Origin of the sequence: Nitrospirillum guanabarense, from assembly GCF_034653355.1 — a bacterium.
Classification (GTDB): domain Bacteria; phylum Pseudomonadota; class Alphaproteobacteria; order Azospirillales; family Azospirillaceae; genus Nitrospirillum.
This window is the reverse complement of sequence record NZ_JAYEER010000003.1, coordinates 1,007,537-1,023,075: the sequence shown is the minus strand read 5'-3', so window position 1 is coordinate 1,023,075 and position 15,539 is coordinate 1,007,537. Positions and strand designations below refer to the sequence as shown.

General features: G+C 68.7%; 11 protein-coding genes. 2 read left to right on the top strand and 9 right to left on the bottom strand.

Going from position 1 to position 15,539, the window contains the following annotated elements; all coding sequences use genetic code 11:
• Positions 1-9: 9 nt before the first annotated feature.
• Complete coding sequence (locus tag UAA55_RS13940; RefSeq protein WP_322953459.1) at positions 10-927, bottom strand: transglycosylase SLT domain-containing protein; 918 nt, start codon at positions 925-927, stop codon at positions 10-12.
• Between the two features lie 317 nt (positions 928-1,244).
• Between UAA55_RS13940 and UAA55_RS13935 the strand changes: the two genes are divergently transcribed.
• Positions 1,245-3,032 carry an acyl-CoA dehydrogenase gene (locus UAA55_RS13935; RefSeq protein ID WP_322953457.1) on the top strand — a complete coding sequence of 596 codons (1,788 nt, stop codon included), beginning with the start codon at positions 1,245-1,247 and terminating at the stop codon, positions 3,030-3,032.
• A gap of 54 nt (positions 3,033-3,086) precedes the next feature.
• Here the strand turns inward: UAA55_RS13935 and UAA55_RS13930 are convergent, their stop codons facing one another.
• Genes UAA55_RS13930 through UAA55_RS13920 form a run of 3 tightly spaced genes read right to left on the bottom strand, consistent with a single transcriptional unit; the run spans position 3,087 to position 5,758 of the window.
• Positions 3,087-3,884, bottom strand: a complete 798-nt coding sequence (locus UAA55_RS13930) for an ABC transporter ATP-binding protein (protein ID WP_322953455.1) — start codon at positions 3,882-3,884, stop codon at positions 3,087-3,089.
• A gap of 1 nt (position 3,885) precedes the next feature.
• Positions 3,886-4,686, bottom strand: a complete 801-nt coding sequence (locus UAA55_RS13925) for an ABC transporter permease (RefSeq protein ID WP_416235193.1) — start codon at positions 4,684-4,686, stop codon at positions 3,886-3,888.
• A gap of 52 nt (positions 4,687-4,738) precedes the next feature.
• Positions 4,739-5,758 (bottom strand): ABC transporter substrate-binding protein, encoded by a 1,020-nt coding sequence (locus UAA55_RS13920; RefSeq protein WP_322953454.1) that lies wholly within the window; start codon positions 5,756-5,758, stop codon positions 4,739-4,741.
• Positions 5,759-6,527: 769 nt separating this feature from the next.
• On the opposite strand from UAA55_RS13920, the gene UAA55_RS13915 reads away from it, so the two are divergent.
• Complete coding sequence (locus UAA55_RS13915) at positions 6,528-6,845, top strand: hypothetical protein (protein WP_322953453.1); 318 nt, start codon at positions 6,528-6,530, stop codon at positions 6,843-6,845.
• On the opposite strand, the gene UAA55_RS13910 is transcribed toward UAA55_RS13915, so the two are convergent.
• From UAA55_RS13910 to UAA55_RS13890, 5 genes are all read right to left on the bottom strand, one after another.
• Positions 6,827-7,030, bottom strand: coding sequence for a hypothetical protein (locus UAA55_RS13910; protein WP_322953452.1), 204 nt, complete (start codon positions 7,028-7,030; stop codon positions 6,827-6,829). The two genes, UAA55_RS13915 and UAA55_RS13910, sit on opposite strands and share 19 nt — an antisense overlap.
• A gap of 60 nt (positions 7,031-7,090) precedes the next feature.
• Positions 7,091-8,074: a threonine ammonia-lyase gene (locus UAA55_RS13905; protein WP_322953451.1), complete on the bottom strand. Its 984-nt coding sequence runs from the start codon at positions 8,072-8,074 to the stop codon at positions 7,091-7,093.
• A gap of 92 nt (positions 8,075-8,166) precedes the next feature.
• The gene (locus tag UAA55_RS13900; RefSeq protein WP_322953449.1) at positions 8,167-10,602 is read right to left on the bottom strand and encodes an ABC transporter permease; all 2,436 of its coding nucleotides are present in this window, start codon (positions 10,600-10,602) and stop codon (positions 8,167-8,169) included.
• Between the two features lie 18 nt (positions 10,603-10,620).
• Positions 10,621-13,074 (bottom strand): ABC transporter permease, encoded by a 2,454-nt coding sequence (locus UAA55_RS13895; protein WP_322953448.1) that lies wholly within the window; start codon positions 13,072-13,074, stop codon positions 10,621-10,623.
• Between the two features lie 12 nt (positions 13,075-13,086).
• A complete protein-coding gene (locus UAA55_RS13890) occupies positions 13,087-15,534 on the bottom strand; it encodes an ABC transporter permease (protein WP_322953447.1) in 2,448 nt (815 codons plus the stop codon).
• Between the last annotated feature and the right edge of the window lie 5 nt (positions 15,535-15,539).

Below are 15,539 nucleotides of genomic sequence, written 5' to 3'. Positions count from 1 at the left end.
GCGGGCCGCTCAGGCGCTGGCCATGTAGGCGGCGGCCATGTTGGGGGCACGGTTGATGGTCATGCGCTGTTCCTGCTGGCTGTAGCCGTCCTTGTTGTCCTGGTCGTCCTCCTCGGTGGGCGCGGCCAGGGCGTTCAGCATCATGATGGTGTAGGTGGACAGCGGCATCTTGGACGAGCTGGCGCCCCGCACCATGTCCCACGGCTGGGACGTGCTGTCGGCCGTCTGCACGGTGCCCAGCGTGGTGGACCCGGCATATTTGTCCGCGCTGGCACCGCCCGTGCCATCGAACTTCTTGGCGAAGCGGTCGTAGACCTGACCCAAGGACAGAGCCCTGCCGTTGTTGTCATAGAAGACGGCGTCGTTGGCGTCCGCCGCGTCCGGTACGACGGCGTCCGCCGCCTGGTTGGGGTTTTTCTTCAGCGCGTTCAGGAACTTGGAGGCGCCGCCGGCACCCAGGAAGTGGGCCAGGTAGAGTTCCGTCCCACCGATGGTGCCGCCCACCTGCTGCTGCAGGGTGGTCTTGTTGTCCTGGGCCAGCGCCGCCGCCATCATGGCGGAGGTGTCGGCGTCCTTGCGCAGATCGAGAATCTTTTGCCGGGTGGCGGGGTCGGAGACATAGGCGCTGCCGTCGCCACGGGTCTTGATGGCGCTGGCGTATTGGCCCAGGCCCACCTCGGCCCCGTGCTGCTGCACCATGTTCAGCCACGTGGAGTCGGTGAACTGGTAGAGGCCGGTGGCGCTGCTGGTGCTGGCCTTGGCATTGGTGTCGTAGCCGCTTTCCACCGATGCCTGCTTCAGCAGATAGGAAAAATCTACCCCGGCCTTGGTGCTGGCCTGCTGCACCGCCGCCACGATCCTGGCGGGGGCGGAGGACGCCAAACCCTGTGCTGCAGTCAACTGCGTGGTGGACAGTGCGCTGATCACGACCGGACCTCACTTACCTGGAAAACGACCGGCCAAGGGGGCCGATCCGATGCTGGCCCGGTGGGAAAGCAAGGTACGTGCCAGTCTGTCGCGTCTTCCCGGATCAGGGCGGATTTTCGGCGACGCTTGCCCGCCCGCCGCCATCCCGGCAGGATGGGCCCCGCGTCGACGGGACGTGGCCCTTCCGCTCAATGATCGGGCCCGCCCGCCCAATAACATTGAGCATACCCGCCGGCCGTGCCGGGTCCCGCCCCCTTGTCCTGAAGCGATGGGCGCCGGGCCCCACCGGCGGGTTCCCCGGGAGGACCCGAGAGACCATGACCTATCAAGCGCCCCTGAAGGAAATCCGTTTCGTCCTGAATTCCGTCGTCGGCCTGGACAAAGTTGCCGCCTACCCCGCCTTCGAGGCCGCCACCCCCGACTTGGTGGACGCCGTCCTGGAGGAAGGCGCCAGGCTGGCCGACAACGTGCTGGCGCCCCTGAACGTGGTGGGCGACCGCCAGGGCTCCAAGCTGACGGACACGGGCGTGCGCACCCCCGACGGCTTCAAGGACGCCTACCGCCAGTTCGTCGAGGGCGGGTGGAACAGCGTGCCCTTCGACCCCGATCATGGCGGTCAGGGCCTGCCCTGGACCCTGTTCATCGCGCTGCTGGAAACCTGGACCAGCGCCAACATGTCCTTCGCGCTCGGCCCCCTGCTGACCCAGGGGGCGGTGGAATTGCTGACCGCCCACGGGTCGGATGAGCAGAAGACGCTGTATCTGGAAAAGCTGATCTCCGGCGAATGGGCCGGCACCATGAACCTGACGGAGCCGCAGGCCGGTTCCGACGTGGGCGCCGTGCGCACCCGCGCCGTGCGCCAGGACGACGGCACCTATCGCATCAGCGGCCAGAAGATCTTCATCACCTATGGCGACCATGACTGGACGGACAACATCGTCCACCTGGTGCTGGCCCGCACGCCGGACGCGCCATCGGGCACCAAGGGCATCTCGCTGTTCATCGTGCCGAAGTTCCTGCTGAACGCCGACGGCACCCCGGGTGAGCGCAACGACGCCTATTGCGTCAGCCTGGAGCACAAGCTGGGCATCCACGCCAGCCCCACCGCCGTCATGAGCTATGGCGACAAGGGTGCCTGCGTCGGCTACCTGGTGGGCGAGGAGAACCGCGGCATCGAGTACATGTTCACCATGATGAACAACGCCCGCTTAGGAGTCGGCCTGCAGGGCGTCTCCATCGGCGACCGCGCCTACCGGCAGGCGCTGGAGTACGCCAAGACCCGGGTGCAGAGCCGCGACGTGGCCGGCGGGCCGCAGCCGGTGACCATCATCCACCACCCCGACGTGCGCCGCATGCTGCTGACCATGCGGTCCAAGGTGGAGGCCGCGCGGGCCATCGTCTATTTCACCGCGTCGTCCCTGGATGGCCGCCACCATCATCCGGACGCGGAGGCCGCCAAACAGGCCGGCCTGCTGAACGACCTGATGACCCCAGTGGCCAAGGCGTGGAGCACCGACATCGGCGTGGAGGTCGCCAGCCTGGGCGTACAGGTGCATGGCGGCATGGGCTTCATCGAGGAGACGGGGGCCGCCCAGTACTACCGCGACGCCCGCATCGCCCCGATTTACGAGGGCACCAACGGCATCCAGGCCAACGACCTGGTGTTCCGCAAGCTGGGCCGCGACGGCGGCGCCACCGCCCGCGCCCTGTTCGCCCTGATGGCGGAAACGGCCGACGAGGCGACCGCCCAGCCGGGCGACGACCTGGCCGCCATCGCCCAGGGCCTGAAGCGGGGCATCGCGGCGCTGGAGGATGCGACGTCCTTCCTGGTGGACCATGTGAAGGCGGACGCGCGCGCGGCGGCGGCGGGGGCCGTGCCCTATCTGACCCTGTTCGGCAACGTCGCCGGCGCCTTCCTGTTGGCCCGCGGCGCCATCGCCGCCAACCAGGCGCTGGCCCAGGGCCAGGACGCCGCCTTCCACGAGGGCAAGCTGGTCACCGCCCGCTTCTTCGTGGAACAGGTGGTGGCGCCGTCCTTGGGCCTGGCCGACCTGATCCGCACCGGCCACCGCACCCTGATGGCCCTGTCGGAGGACCAGTTCTGAGGTGAAGCACCGTTAGGGGGAAGAGGCCGGGGCGATGTCCCCGGCCTTTTTTCTTCAAATCCCCCCGCCGTCCATCAGGTCGGACAGCCGGTCGCGGATGCGGGTGGCCAGGGCCCGGGCGGCGTTGTCGTCGCGGGCACGGGGACGGGCGGTGCCTATCCTGTCCTCCGACCGCACGGTGGCGGGCGATCCCGCCAGCAGGATGACGCGATCGGCAAGGTAGACGGCCTCGTCAATGTCGTGGGTGACGAACAGGATGGTCTTGGAGGTGCGCCGCCACAGGTCCAGCAGTTCGTCCTGCAGGGTCTGGCGGGTGATGGCGTCCAGGGCGCCGAAGGGTTCGTCCATCATCAGCAGGTCGGGGTCGATCGCCAGGGCGCGGGCGATGGCCACGCGCTGGCGCTGGCCGCCCGACAGCTGGTGCGGCCAGCGGCCCGCCTTGTCGGCCAGGCCCACCAGGGCCAGGGCATCCTCCGCCCGCCGCCGCCGCTCCGCCCGCGCCAGGCCCAGCCCCTCCAACCCGAAGGCGACGTTGGAGCGCACGGTGCGCCAGGGCAGCAGGCGGGCGTCCTGGAACACCAGGCCATAGGGCCGGCGGCCCTTCAGATCACCACTTTGGGCATGGCTGACCGTGCCGCTGTTGGGCGGCACCAGGCCCGCCACCACGCGCAGCAGGGTGGACTTGCCCACGCCGGAGGCGCCGACGATGGCGATGAACTCCCCAGGCGCGACCAACAGGTTGAAGTCACGCAGCACCACGGTGCGACCGTCGGCCGACGCCGGGTTGGCACCCGTCGGGTTTGGAAACGCCAGGCTAAGATCACGGATCTCGATCATGGGAGCATTGGCCATCTCAGGGCTTCCACCGCATCAGCCGGTCGCGCAATGCGACAAAGCCCATGTCGACCAGACCGTAGAACAGGGCCATGGTGGCCATGTAGACGATGACGATGTCGGTCGCCAGCAGGGAACTGGCCTGCATCATGCGCTGGCCCAGGCCAGGCACGCCGAACAGCTCCGCCGCCACCACCGACATCCAGGCCTGGCCCAGGCCGGTGCGCAGGCCCGCCAGGATGGCGCCGGACGCGGCCGGCAGCACGATCTTGACCAGCTTGGCCAGGGTGGAGCGGTGGCCGAAGGCGTCGGCCAGTTCCAGCAGGTCGCGGTCCACCGCCTGCACCGCGCCCAAGGCGGCGAAATAATTGATCCAGAAGACGCCCAGCACGATGATGAAGGTGGCCGCCGTGGGCGTGACGCCGAACCAGATGATGGCGAAGGGTACCCACGCCAGCCCGGGGATGGGGCGCAGCAGGCGCACCACCCAGCTGGTGAAATCCTCCAGCCGCCGGGACATGCCGGTCAGCACGCCGGCGGCGATGCCGCCCAGGGACCCGATGCCCAGGCCCCATGAATAATGCACCAGGCTGTGCAGGATGGCCTCCGTCCAGGCACCGCTGCGCACCTCCGCCACGAAAGCCTGGGGGATGGCGCTGGGCGGCGGCAGCAGGACGGGGCGCACCAGGCCCAGGCGGGGCACCGCCTCCCACACCGCCAGGAAGGCGATCACGCCCAGCAGCGCCCACAGGCCGCGATACCGCTTGGACGGCTTGGCCAGAAAGGCGGATGGCGGAATGCGCTTACCCGGGACGACCACAGGGGCCGTCCCGGGCGCATCAGGCGGTGCGGGAGGGGTCAAACGACGATGCTCACTTATGGAGTTTTTCGTAATAGCTGGCGTCGAACAGCGTATCCAGCGGCTCCGCCTTCTTCAAGACGCCGGTCTTGACCTGGAAGTCCTGCAGGGTCTTGGTCTTTTCCACGATGCGACGGGGGTCGACCACGAACTGCGAGGCGGGGGACGTGAGGGCGCGCTGCATGGTCTTCACGTCCACGATGCCGCGGCCCAGCACCTTTTCCACGTCGGCGGCGGCGCGGGCCGGATCCTGGGCGATCAGGGTGACCGCCTTGTCCACCAGTTCCACCAGCTTCTGCACCAGTTCCGGATGGTCCTTGACCAGGGCGCCGGTGACGCCCAGCACGGTGCCCGGCTGGTCCTTGATCATGTCCTTGCCATAGGCCAGCACCTTCACCGCCGGCTGGCGGTCCTGGATGATGGTCAGGGCCGGCTCGCGCACGGTGGCGGCGTCCACGGCCCCGGCCAGCAGCGCCTGCTGGGTGGCGTCGATGCCCATGGGCACGATCTGCACCTTGGTCAGGTCGACGTGCTCATCCTCCTGCAACCAGTATTTCAACACCGTGTCGGGGATGGAGCCCACGGGCTGGGTGGCGATCTTCACCGGCCGGCCCAGCTTGGCCGCCAGGCGGGCGATGGCCTCGGCCTTGGAACCACCCTTGGCCGCCTCGGCCGACAGCTCCGGCCCGCCGGCCACCACCAACTCCTCCACCGCGGTGGAGGCCACGACCTTGACCGTGATGCCCTGCGAGCCCGCGACCATCAGGGGGCCGATGCCGCCCATGTAGGCCTCCAGCGTGCCCGAGGCCAGGCCCAGGATCATGTTGGGACCGCTGTCGAACTGCGTCAGCTTCAGCTCGAATCCCGCCTGCTTGTCCCAGCCCTCCTGGCTGATGATGTAGGCCGGCGCCGCGCCCAGCACGGGGATGTAGCCGATATGGACCACCGGCTCGGCGGCCTGGGAGGCGGGGGCCGCCAGCAGCGCGCCGATCAGCGGCAGGGCCGTCAGCAGGGACGAATAGGCACGACGCATGGGGCGGTTCCCTTTCGAGGTGTGACTGGAAATGCGGGGATTAAGCCGGCCGGCATAGGATCAGCGTGCGCGGGCAACTGTCAATGCCCGTGCCCGCGCGCGTGATCTACCATAAATTCAACACGACAATATGTTGAATTGCCGCACACCCGAACGGGGTAGTGGATGCGTGACGCCCGTCACCGACGGCTATCGTCCCTGCCGGCATGCTCCACCCCGCCGTCGCATGGGGACAGAGTCCCAGGAAAACAGCCATCCTGGACGGATCTTCAATTCAACATTAAAGATTCGTCATTATTATGCTTATTGACAGTGCGGATGGCGGATGACAGCCTTGGCGTCAAGGAAGGCGGCTTCCCAGCCCCCTTCCCGGCCAGCGCCGGGCCCCCCGCCATCAGGAACAACCGCCCGTTCGTTCCCATTCCTGGTGAGGGGCCCGGCCAACCGGCCCGCGGCCATTTGACGGAGCAGCTTGCGCCGCGTCACCAACCGCTAAAGCGCCACGAAGCCCCTTCGTGGTTCCTCCGGAACGTGAAGGACCAGGCCATGAACAGTACTTCCCCGACCCGACGCCCACTCCACCGCCAGGCTTCCGCCCTGGCCGGCCGCTGTCCCCTCATGCGCATGGGTTGCCGCTGTTGACGTCCGCCGGGTGCCGGTTGGCACCCGCCCCGTCCGGCCGCAGCGCTCATACCCCAGGGTCTGAGCCATAAAACCATCGTGTTGTTTTCACACCCCCGTAATGGCGGGGGTGTAGAGGGAGCTCATCATGAGCCAGCGAATTCAAAATCAGGACATCGTCCGGGCGCCCGCGCCCGCCGCCGTCATCATCGAGACCGCCCGCCACACGGCGGGGCTGGCCGTCCAGGACGGCCGGGACGTCCAGTTCTTCGCCTCGCACAGCCTGTTCCAGGCCCTGGACGGGCAGCGCTTCCGCAGCGTGCGCGCGCTGGAGCGGGCCGTGAGCAGCCTGGAGGCGGCCATCGCCGACCAGCGCCGTACCCGGGACAGCCGCGGCCAGATCTGGCGCAGCTGGGAAGGTCCCCAGCTGGACGGCAACGGGGCCGGTCAGCCCGAAGCGGCCTGATCCTTACCCGTCCTATCCTCGAAATACGTATCCCCGAACTCGGCGATCATCGCCTGGGCCTCGTCCACCAAGGCGCGGACCAGGCGGCGGTCGGGATGGGTGCATAGCGTCTCGTTCACGGCCTTGCCCAGCAGGGCCTGGGCCTGGGCCAGCAGCTTCACCGCCAACCGGTCTTCGAGTTCCATGCCGCTCATCCCTCTCCTAATGACCCCGGCGCCGGGGTCATTTCCCTTACCGCAAGCTTCTCAGGCCGCCTCGGCCAAAACCTCGGCATAGAAGGCCGGGTCGACATTGCCGCCGGACAGCACCACGGCGATGGTGCGGCCGGCCGCCTGGACCTTGCCGGACAGCAGCGCCGCCAGGGCGGCGGCCCCGCCGGATTCCACCACCAGCTTCAGGTTCGCGGCCGCGAAACGCATGGCGGCGCGCACCTCCGCCTCCGTCACCACCAGGCCGGGGCCCAGCAGCGCCTGGGCCAAGGGGAATGTGATGGTGCCGGGGATGGGTGCCAGCAGGGCGTCGCAGGAGGATTTGGCGCCCGGCGCGTTGGCCACCCGTTCGCCGGCGACCAGCGACCGCGCCATGTCGTCGAAGCCTTCGGGCTCCACCGTGTGGACGCTGGCCTGGGGACAAGTCTGCTTGAGGCCCAGGGCCGTGCCGGTGGCCAGGCCCCCGCCGCTGCAGTTCACCAGGCAGGCGTCGACCGCCAAGCCCAGCGCCGCCGCCTGGCGCCCGATCTCCAGCCCCACGGTGCCCTGGCCGGCGATGATGTGCACGTCGTCATAGGATGGCACCAGCACCGCGCCGGTGCGGGCGCTGAGATCCCGGCCGATGACTTCGCGGTCCTGGGTATAGCGGTCGTAAAAGACGATTTCCGCGCCCAGGGCGCGCGTGCCAGCCACCTTGATGGCCGGGGCATCGGCCGGCATGACGATGGTGGCCCTGGTGCCCACCAGGCGGGCGGCCTCCGCCACACCTTGGGCATGGTTGCCGGAAGACCAGGCGACCACGCCCCGCGCCCGCTCCTCGGCGGTCAGGCGGCCCAGGCGGTTGTAGGCGCCGCGGAACTTGAAGGAACCGGTGCGCTGCAGCACCTCGGGCTTCAACAGCACGCGGGCCCCCACCGCCGCGTCCAGGGCCGCGTTGGTGATCAGGGGCGTGGCCACCGCCTTGCCCGCCAACAGCTCCGCCGCCGCCTCGACATCGGCACCCGTCACCGCCATCGCCATGATCCGTTTCCCCTCGTTGAAGCAAGGGGGTCAGGCTGGACCGCCGCCCCGCCGAAGGCAAGCCGCCGCCAGGCATGGCGCCTATTCGCCGCCTATTCGTACCGCAGGGCCTTGACCGGCTTGGCCGAGGCCACCCGGGCGGCATGGCCCGCGACGGTGATCCAAGCGATCGCTAATGCGACCGCGCCGGCCGCGACGAAGACCAGGGGGTCGAGCGGCGTGCGCAACGTGAACCCCGCCAACCAATGCCGCAGCCCCAGCCAGGCAAGGGGCCAGGCGATCATCTCCGCCAGCAGGACGGGTTTGGAAAATTGCCAAACCATAAGGTGGACGATGTCGAGAATGCCTGCCCCCATGACCTTGCGCAGCCCCATCTCCTTGGTACGGCGCTCGGCGGTGAACGCCGCTAGACCGAACAGCCCCAGGCAAGCAATAACCAAGGCCAGTCCGGTGAAAACGCCCAACAGCAGGGCCTGGCGGCGTTCCTGCTGGGACTGGTCCGCCAGACTGTCGGTCAGGAAGCGGCGGATCATCGGCGCATCCGGATACATTCCCCGCCATAGCGCGTCGATGGCCGCCAGCGTGTCCGCCCCAGCGTCATCCGTCAATCGGATGGCCAGACTGCGAATCGACGCTGGATCAAGAACGTAGACCACGGGCTGCGTTGCCATGCGAGCGTCGGTGTAGCGCACCGGGTCCACCACACCGACGATGGTCATGGGATAGTTCTTGCCGAAGATCACCGTCTGGCCCACCGCCTCTTCCGCGGCGGCAAAGCCCAAGCGCCGGGCTGCGTCCAGGGAAAGCACGATAGTCCTTCCCGCCGGGTCCTGATCTTCGGGGGCGTCCACGCGCAGGGCATCGGCGGGGGCGGTACCGTCGAATAGGCGTCCAGCCAGCAGGTGGACGCCCAGCGCCTTCAGGAATTCGTAATCCACCGGCTCCGTCCGCAGGATGGCTGCGCCGTCATCGGGTGCGTCGGGCCGCCGAAAACTCTCGGCGTCGTCCGCGCCGTCACCTGGCATGGCGGGCGCGCCGCCAGCAGTCACCACGCCTTTGAGATGCGCGACCTGTTCCCGGAAAGCCTTCAGCCGGGGCAATTGCTCACCGGGACGGGGAAATCGGTCCCGTACCACCACCACCCCGTCGGGCTGGAAGCCCAGCGCCTGGGTGCTGGCATACCGTGCCTGCTGGAAAATAACGACGGCGGCGATGGCCAAGGTGATGCTGGCAGCGAACTGGAAAACCACGAGGCCCATGCGGAAGCCGGCACCGGCCACCGCGCCCTCGCCTTTCAGCAAGGTGGCGGGCACGGGACGAGAAAGGACCAGGGCCGGGTAAAGGCCGCCCAGCAGGCCGACACTGACGGCACCGGCGACGTTAGCCCCCAACAGCCAGGGACTGACCAGGAAGCGCGTGTCGATGCGAACGGCCAGGGCCTGCAGCAAGCTGGGCATGGCCAGTTCCAGCAGCACCTGCCCTGCCACCATGGCCACCAATGCCAGCAACACCGATTCCAGCAGAAACTGGGCCACAAGGGTTCGCCGCGGGGCGCCCAGAACCTTACGCAGCGCCACTTCCTTTGCCCGCAGGGAGGAGCGCGCCGTCGACAGGTTGACGAAATTGGCGACGGCGATCAGCAACACCAGAAGCGCGACACCCAGGAAGCCCTGAACCCCGGCGCCATCGGCGCCCTGTTCCAGGTTGATGTCGCCCAGGGCCGTCAGCGACAGGGCAATGGTCTCCTTCCCCGTCGCAGGCTCCCGATAGCCGGGGAAATGCGCGGCCAGGAAGCCGGGATAGCGGGCCGCAAGCGCCGCCGCATCGGCGCCGCGCCGCAGCAACAGGTAGGTGTCGACGAAATAACTGTCCCAGATCGTGGCCCGGTGGGCCAATTTGTCATCGATGCCGGTATTCAGCCGGGTATCAAGCCGCGTAACCAGGTCCCCCTGCAAATGGCTGTTGCTGGGCCGGTCATGCATCACGCCGGTCACCGTCAGGCTGGCGCCGGACGCCAGGGTCAGGACACGGCCTACGACATCGACGGTGCCGAAATACTTGCGCGCCAGCCTTTCGGTCAGGACGGCGGTGCCGGGCCGGTCAAGGGCCGTGGCCCCCTGCCCGGCCAGGAAGGGAAAATCGAACAGGCGGAAATAATCCGCGTCCGCCATGGCGGCAATCTCGGCAAAGGACGTGCCGTCGCGCATCACCGCGAGGCGTTCGTAATCCACCCGCACGATCCGCTCGACCTCGGGAAAATCGCGCAGCAGCGGCGCCGCCATGGGCAGCGACGTGACCGGATAGCTTACGGGTGCCCGGCCGGGTAGATATTCCGTAGTTTCAAGGCGATAGATACGGCCGGCGTCGTGGAAAAAGCCGTCGTAGTGCGTTTCGTGCCAGACAAAGAGGCCGATCATGGACGCAGCCGCCAAGCCCAGTGCCAGCCCGGTGACATTCAGCGCGGTATAGACACGATGACGCAAGAGGATGCGCACGGCGACGAACAGCAGGTTCGGCAGCAGGGCCATATTATTCATACCGCCTCCTTATTCATACCGCAGCGCCGTAACCGGCTTGGCCGAGGCCACCCGGGCGGCATGGCCCGCGACGGTGGCCCAGGCGACCAGTAGGGCGGCCAGGCTGGCCAAGGCGAAGACCAGGGGATTGAGGTCGATGCGATAGACGTAGCCGCCCAGCCACCTGCCCATCAGCATCCAAGCCACGGGCCAGGCGACCAGGTTGGCCACCAGCACCGGCTTGCTGAACTGCCAGATCAGCAGCTGGACGATATCGGCGACGGTGGCGCCCAGCACCTTGCGGATGCCGATCTCCTTGGTCCGCCGCTCCGCCGTGAAGGCAGCCAAGCCGAACAATCCTAAGCAGGCGATCAGGATGGCGAGGCCGGAGAACAGGGCCAGAAGATCCCCCTGCCGCGCCTCGTCCGCGTAGACCTGGCGGATGTGGTCGTCGAGGAACTCGCGCTTCAACGGCAGATCGGGGAACAGGCGCCGCCAAGTGTCGTCGATGGCGGCCAGGGTGGCGGCGTCGGCCGTGGGTGACAGGCGCACCAGCATGGCCGACAGCTCATCGCGCATGGCGAGGTAGACCGTGCCCTCCAACGCCTGGCGCGCCGTGCCGAACTGCACGTCCGCCACCACGCCGGCGACGGTCAGGGGCAGGCCCGCGCCATAGACCACCGTGCGCCCCACCGCCCGCTCCGGCGCGCCCAAGCCCAGGCGCGCCGCCGCCGTGACCGACAGGACCACGGGAATGGTGGTGCCGGCCGTTCCCGCCCGGATGGCCGCGTGGCTGGTGACGTCGCCTGGCCGCGCCGGGTCGAACAGGCGGCCGGCCAGCAGCGGCACGCCCAGGGCCTGCAGATAGTCCACGTCGACGGGCTCGGTACGGAACAGCAGATCGGGCGCGCCCTCCGGCGCCTCGGGCAGGCGATAATTGTTGGTCCATTCGCTGCGGTCGCTGGGCACGTTGGCGGTGGCGCCGACGGCGGCGACGCCGGGGATGCGCAGCACCGCGTCATGCAGGGCGTTGATCCCGGCCAGCCCCGCGGGCCGGTCCAGGCCGCGCAGCACCATGGCCCCGTCCGCTCGGAAGCCGAGGTTTTGCGTGCTGGCATAGCGCGTCTGCTGACCCATCACGATGGTGGCGATGACCAGCACGACGGCGGCTGTGAACTGCAGCATCACCAAGCCGGCGCGCAGCCGCCCGCCCCCCGCGGTCCGCGACTCCCGCAGCAGGTCGGTGGGCAGCGGCCGGGAAAGGACGAAGGCTGGATAAATCCCGCCGGCCAGCCCCACCACCAGGACCAGCGGCAGGATGGCCGCCACCAGCCAGACGCCCGACAGGAAACCCGCATCCATGCGCACGGTGAGCAGGCTGAGGAAACGGGGCATGGCCAGTTCCACCAGCACCAGGCCCAGCAGGCCGGACAGGCCGGCGACCAGCGTCGATTCCAGCAGGAACTGCCCCACCAGCTGGCCGCGCCGGCCGCCCAGGGTCTTGCGGATGGCAACCTCCCGCGCCCTCAGGGTCGCGCGGGCGGTGGACAGGTTGACGAAATTGACCACGGCGATGCCCAGAACCAGGCAGGCGATGGCGATGAAGGCCACCAGGGTGCCGGGCGCGATGCCCAGACCCGACAGGGGGTCGGTGTGCATGGCCGTCAGGGGCTGCAGTTCCAGCGTTTCCACCAGGCCCGGCACCACCGCCTGCAAGCCTTCGCGGTGGGCCGCCAGCAGCCCCGGGAAGCGGGACGCCAGGGCGGCCGGATCCACCCCCGGCCTCAACATCACGAAGGTCTGGAGGAATTCGTCCCGCCACCGCCCGTCCTTGGCAGCGAACAGGGGATCCCAGCCATCCTGGAACCGGGTGGCGATGCTGGTCCACAGCGTGGCGGGGAATTCGCGGCTGAACAGCGTGTTGGATGGCAGGTCGCGCACCACCCCCGTCACCACCAGGCCGGCACCCGACGTCAGCGTCAGGGTGCGACCCAGGGCGTCGGCCGTGCCGAAATAGCGGCGCGCCCGGCTTTCCGTCATGACCACCGTGCCCGGCTGAACCAGGGCTGTAGCCGGGTCGCCCGCCAGGAAGGGAAAATCAAACAGCCGGAAGAAGGGGGCGTCCGCCAGGTAAACGGTATCCTCCACCGGCGCCACGCCGTCGCGCAGCACGATGGCGTGGCGCACCACCCGCACCACGGTTTCCACCTCCCCGGCCAGATCCTGCGCCAGGGCGGGCCCAAGCGGCTTGGACGTTTCGATCCTGCGGGTGGGGGCCAGGGCGGGCGCGTATTGCGCTTGGATGACGCGGAAAATGCGACCGCCCTGGCTGTGGAAACCGTCGAAGTGTGTCTCATGCCAGACGAACAAGCCCATCATGGCCGCCGTGGCGATGCCCAGCGCCAGGCCCGCCACGTTCAGGGCGGCGTAAAGCCGCTGGCGCACGAGCACGCGAAAGGCGACACGCAGATGGTTCAGCAGCATGGGACGGACATCCTATTCGTAGCGCAGGGCGCGCACCGGCTTGGCCGCGGCTACCCGGGCGGCGTGGCCCGCCACCGTCACCCAGGCGATCAGCAGCGCCACCAGGCCGGCGATGACGAAGACCAGGGGGTCGCGGTCGACGCGGTAGACGAATTCCCCCAGCCAGCGCCCGGCCAGCACCCAGGCGACGGGCCAGGCGACCAGCGTCGCCACCACCACCGGCTTGCTGAACTGCCAGACCAGCAGGCGCACGATGTCGGGCACGGTGGCGCCCAGCACCTTGCGCAAGCCTATCTCCTTCGTCCGCCGCTCCGCCGTGAAGGCGGCCAGGCCGAACAATCCCAGGCAGGCGATCAGGATGGCCAGGCCGGAGAACAGGCCCAGCAGTTGGCCCTGATGGGCGGTGGCGGCATAGGTGTCGCGGATGTGGTCGTCCAGGAATTCCCGCTTCAGCGGCAGGTCGGGGTAGAGGCGGCGCCAGGTGTCGTCGATGGCGGCCAGGGTGACGGCACCACCCCCGGCGGCCACCCGCACCGCCATGACGTCCGTGAACCGGGGCTCGATCAGGTAGAGGGTGGGCTCCAGCACCGACTTGGCGCTGTCGAACTGCACATCGTCCACCACGCCGATGACGGTCACGGCCGTGTGGTCGCCATAGATCACCGTGCGGCCCAGGGCTTGCTCCGGCGACCCCAGGCCCAGCCGCGTCACCGCCAGGGCGGACAGCACGACGCTGTCACCCTGGGGCGCCTCCTCATCCTCCGGCGCGTCGGGTCGGGTGACCTGGCCGTCCATGGGGTGGGCCTGGTCGAACAGCCGGCCGGCCAGCACCTTCATGCCCACGGCCTGCATGTAGCCGAAGTCCACCCCCTCGGTGCGTAGCGCCAGCTCCTTCTCCTTGGGCGTGTCGGGCAGGCGGTAGGAGGAGAAGCGGTCGGCGCCGTCGCCCGGAATCCACAGGCTGCCGCCCGCCGCGATCACGCCCGGGATGCGCAGCAGCGCCTCACGCAAGGCCTGCTGGTGGGCATGGCCGGCCGGCGTGTCCAATCCGCGCAGCAGCACCACGTTTTCCGGCATGAAGCCCAGGCGCTGAGTGCTGGCGTAGCGCGTCTGCTGCAGCATGACGACGGTGGAGATGCCCAGCACGATGGCGGCGGCGAACTGGGCCACTACCAGGATGGCGCGCAACCGCCCGCCGCCGGCCGCCATGGGCCCGCCCTTCAGCAGATCGCCCGGCCGGGGCCGCGACAGGACCAGCGCCGGGTAAAGGCCGCCAGCCAAGCCCACCACAGCCACCAGGGGCAGCGACACCGCCGCGATCCACAGACCGGATATGAAGTGCGCATCCATGCGCAGGTCCAGCAGCGCCAGGAAGCGGGGCATGGCCAGTTCCACCAGCACCAGGGCCAGGGCGCCGGAGATGAGGGCCAGCAGCACCGATTCCGTCAGGAACTGCATCACCAGCATGCCGCGCCGCCCGCCCAGCGTCTTGCGGATGGCCACCTCTCGCGCGCGCAAGGAGGAGCGGGCGGTGGACAGGTTGATGAAGTTGATGACCGCGATCCCCAGCACCAGCGCCCCCACGCCCAGGAAGGTGACCAGCAGGCTGAGAGGCACGCCGTCGTCACTGATGCCCTCGACATGCACCCGGGTCAGCGGCTGCAGGTCCAGGGTCGCGCTGGGCTTGCCCGTGGCCGTGTCCAGGTACTCCGTCATGCGGGCCGCCAGGAAGCCGGGGAAGCGTGCCACCAGGGACGCCGGCTCCACCCCCGGCTTCAGCAGCAGGTAGGTGCGCAGGAAGCTGTGGTGCCACTGGGTGTCGGCCGCAGCGAAGGGCTCATCCCAGCCGTCGTTGAGACGGGTGGCGATGTTGGTCAGCATTTCCATATGGAAGACGGTGTTGGACGGCAGGTCACGGATGACGCCCGCCACTGTCAGCGTCACGCCCGAGGTCAGGGTGACGGCGCGGTCCAGGATGTCGACGCTGGAAAACAGCTTGCGCGCCGTCGTTTCCGTCAGGACCACGGTACCGGGTTGGCTGATGGCCGTGGCGGGATCGCCCGCCAGGAAGGGCCAATCGAACAGGCGGAAATAGTCCGCGTCGGCCAGGGTAAGGTGCACCTCGAACACGGCGCTGTCGCGACGCACGGCCACGGCATGGTTCACCACCCGCACCACGGCCTCCGCCTCCGGGAAATCGCGCGCCAGGGCCGGGCCCATGGGCTTGGCCTGTGCCGCCACGGTCACGGCGGCGCCGCTGGGCGTGTGGAAGGTGCGGATCAGGCGATGGATGCGGTCCGCGTGGGAAAAGAAGCCGTCATAGTGCATCTCATGCCAGACGAAGAGGCTGATCATGGCCGCCGTGGCCATGCCCAGCGCCAAGCCGGCGATGTTCAGGGCGGTGTAGAGGCGCTGGCGCACCAGGACCCGCACGGCGACCTTCAGGAAATTGCCGAACATGATGC